This window comes from Cupriavidus basilensis, from assembly GCF_029335485.1.
GTDB lineage: Bacteria > Pseudomonadota > Gammaproteobacteria > Burkholderiales > Burkholderiaceae > Cupriavidus > Cupriavidus basilensis_E.
Genome location: NZ_JARJLM010000679.1, coordinates 1 through 3,788, shown reverse-complemented (window position 1 = coordinate 3,788; position 3,788 = coordinate 1). Strand labels below are relative to the sequence as shown.

General features: G+C 66.1%; 2 protein-coding genes. Both read right to left on the bottom strand.

Translation table 11 applies throughout. The features are described 5' to 3' along the window. Positions 1-2,779, bottom strand: a 2,779-nt coding sequence (gene ileS, locus P3W85_RS41660; RefSeq protein ID WP_276269120.1) for an isoleucine--tRNA ligase, incomplete at its 3' end; no start/stop codon positions are given. Between the two features lie 137 nt (positions 2,780-2,916). Beyond that, positions 2,917-3,788 (bottom strand): bifunctional riboflavin kinase/FAD synthetase (locus tag P3W85_RS41655; RefSeq protein ID WP_276269119.1); only part of this gene is annotated, 872 nt, incomplete at its 5' end.

The window sequence follows — 3,788 nt, the reverse complement described above, 5'->3', positions numbered from 1 at the left end:
GCCAGCAGCGTTCGCACTTGGCATGCATCGACGGCGTCACGGTGACCAGCAGGTCGCCGCTCTCCGGCGCCGGGGTAACCTTGGCCGCGGAGGTCAGCAGCACGAAGCGCAGGTCGTCGGACAGGCTCTGCAGGGCAGCCAGCACCTGGCCGCCGGCCTGGATGGTGACTTCCGCCTGCAGCGAGGAACCGATCTCGCCGTCCACGCGCACCGCTTCGAGCTGCTTGGTGACTTCGGCGCGGGCTTCGCGAATCACGTGCCACTTCTGCAGCAGGTCGTCGGCCTGGTCGATCGCCGGCACGTCGTAGTAGGTGCTGGTGAAGATGGTGTCGGTGTGCTCGGTGCCATGGCCGAAGATCTGCCAGGCCTCTTCCGCCGTGAACGACAGGAATGGCGCCATCCAGTGCAGCATGGCCTGGGTGATGTGGTATACCGCGTTCTGCGCGGCGCGGCGCGCCTTCGAGTTGGCCGCGGTGGTGTACAGGCGGTCCTTCAGCACGTCGAGGTAGAAGCCGCCCAGGTCTTCCGAGCAGAAGGTCTGCAGCTTGGCGACCACCGGATGGAACTCATAGCCGTCGTAGTGCGACAGGATTTCCTGTTGCAGGCGCCCGGTCAGCGCGACGGCGTAGCGGTCGATTTCCAGCCATTCCGATGCCGGCAACGCATGCTGCGCGTGGTCGTAGTCGGACAGGTTGGCCAGCAGGAAGCGCAGCGTATTGCGGATGCGGCGATAGCCTTCCACCACGCGCTTCAGGATCTCGTCGGAGATCGACAGTTCGCCGGAGTAGTCGGTCGAGGCCACCCACAGGCGGATGATCTCGGCGCCCATCTTGTTGGATACGTCCTGCGGCGACACCGTATTGCCGATCGATTTCGACATCTTGCGGCCTTCGCCATCCACCGTGAAGCCGTGCGTCAGCAGTGCCTTGTAGGGCGGCTTGCCGTACAGCATGGACGCGGTCAGCAGCGAGGAATGGAACCAGCCGCGGTGCTGGTCCGAGCCTTCCAGGTACAGGTCCGCCAGGCGGCCATCGGGCAGGTCGGCCGCCGGATCGTACAGGTCTTCGCGGTGGGAGCCGCGGATCACGCTCCAGTGCGTGGTGCCGGAGTCGAACCAGACGTCGAGCGTGTCGCGGTTCTTTTCGTACTGCGCGGCTTCTTCGCCGAGCAGTTCCCTGGGATCGAGCGTCTGCCAGGCCTCGATGCCGTGCTGCTCGACGCGTTTGGCGATCTCCTCCAGCAGCTCAGGCGTGCGCGGGTGCAGCGCACCGGTCTCCTTGTGCAGGAAGAAAGCCATCGGCACGCCCCACTGGCGCTGGCGCGACAGGGTCCAGTCGGGCCGGTTGGCGATCATGTTGTGCAGGCGCTGCTTGCCCCAGGCCGGGTAGAACTCCGTCGCCTCGATGCCGGCCAGCGCGGTTTCGCGCAGGGTCGGGCCGTTGTCGACGGGGTCCACGTCCATGCCCGCGAACCACTGCGAAGTGGCGCGGTAGATGATCGGCGTCTTGTGGCGCCAGCAGTGCATGTAGCTGTGGGTGTACCTGTGCTGGTTGAACAGGTTGCCCGATGCCTCCAGCACTTCGACGATCTTCGGGTTGGCGTCCCAGATCTTTTGTCCGCCGAACAGCGGCAGCGTGCTGGCATAGACGCCGTCGCCCATCACCGGGCTGATGATGTCGTGGTCGCGCATGCCGTGCGCCTTGCACGACTGGAAATCCTCCACGCCGTAGGCCGGCGCCGAGTGCACGATCCCGGTGCCGGTATCGGTGGTGACGTAGTCGCCCAGGTAGACCGGCGACAGGCGGTCATAGCCGGCGTCCATCTTCGACAGCGGGTGGCGGAAGCGGATTTCCGAGAGCGCCGCGCCGGTGGTGGTGGCGAGCACCTTGCCTTCCAGTTCGTAGATCTTGAGCTGTTCCTCGACGCGCTCGGTCGCCAGCAGCAGGAAGCCGCGCGCGGTGTCGACCAGCGCGTATTCGACTTCCGGATGCACATTGAGCGCCTGGTTGGACGGGATGGTCCACGGCGTGGTGGTCCAGATCACGATCCAGCCGGGTTTGGCGGCAAGCTGCTCCGCCGGCAGCTTGAAGGCATGGGCCAGCTTGTCGGTCTCGGCGAAGGGGAAGCCCACGTCGATGGACAGATCGGTCTTGTCCTTGTACTCGACCTCGGCCTCGGCCAGTGCCGAGCCGCAGTCGAAGCACCAGTTCACCGGTTTCAGGCCGCGGAACACAAAGCCCTTTTCCATGATCTTGCCCAGCGCGCGCAGCTCGTCGGCTTCGTTGCTGTGGTTCATGGTCAGGTAGGGGTGCTCCCAGTCGCCGAGCACGCCCAGGCGCTCGAAATCCAGCTTCTGGCGGGCGATCTGCTCGGTGGCGTAGGCGCGCGCGCGCGATTGCACTTCCTGCACCGGCAGGCCCTTGCCGAACTGCTTTTCGATCTGGATCTCGATCGGCATGCCATGGCAGTCCCAGCCCGGCACGTAGACCGCGTCCAGGCCGGTCAGGCCGCGGGCCTTGACGATCATGTCCTTGAGGACCTTGTTGACCGCGTGGCCGATGTGGATGTCGCCGTTGGCGTACGGGGGGCCGTCGTGCAGGACGAATTTCTTGGCGCCCTTGCGTGCTGCCCGGATCTTCTTGTAGAGCTGCTTGTCCTGCCACTGCTTGACCCACAGCGGCTCGCGCTTGGGCAGGTCGCCGCGCATCGGGAAGGGAGTCTCCAGCAGGTTGACCGGATACTTGCTTTTTTCGGGCTTGGCGCGTTTGTCGTTGGACATGTCGATTCTCGGGGCAATTCGGTTGACGCGCGGCACTAGCTCGGCTGGATGCGGGCGCGCGTTATGGCGTGGACTGGCTGCGGGGGGAGCCGCGGGTTGGGGTAGCGACCCGGGTCCCGCTGCGCGGGAACGGGGCGCTAGCTAATTCGGTCGGTGGCGGAGGTGGCGAAGTCGCGGCCGCCCGCGGCCGGGGACGTGCCCTCGGGCGTGCCCGGCACGGTCAGGCCGAAAAAGGCGCGGGCGTCCGCGCTGTCCTTGGCAATGGCCGCGGTCAGCGCATCCAGGCTGTCGAAACGGGCTTCGTCGCGCAGCTTCTTCATGAATTCGACCCGCACCAGCTTGCCGTAGATGCTCTGATTGAAGTCGAACAGGTGGACTTCCAGCAATACCCGGCCGGCATCCTCGATGGTCGGCCGCACGCCGATGCTGGCCACGCCCGGCAGCGCGTGTTCGGCCAGGCCGTGCACCTGCACCACGAAGATGCCATTGACGGCCGGCCGCTTGTGCGAGATGCGCAGGTTGATGGTGGGAAAGCCCAGGTCGCGCCCGAGCTTGCGGCCGTGGACCACATGGCCGCTGATGGCATAGCCATGGCCGAGCAGGCGGCGCGCATGTTCGAGGTCGCCGTCGGTCAGCGCTTGGCGCACCGCGGAACTGGAGATGCGCACGCCGCCTTCGGAGACCGAGCCCATCTGTTCCACGTCGAAGCCGTACCGGCCGCCGGCCTGCTGCAGGTAAGCGAAGTCGCCGGCACGTCTGGCGCCAAAGCGGAAATCGTCGCCAACCAGCAGCCAGCGCGTGTGCAGGCCATGCCAGAGCACGTTTTCGACGAAGGCTTGCGGGGACTGCGCGGCGAAGTGCGCGTTGAAATGCTCGACCACGACCCGGTCGACACCGTTGCGGCGCAGGCTCTCGAGCTTGTCGCGCAGCAGGGCAATGCGCGTGGGCGCCTTGTCCGGCGTAAAGAATTCGCGCGGATGCGGCTCGAAGGTCATCACGCACAGCGGCA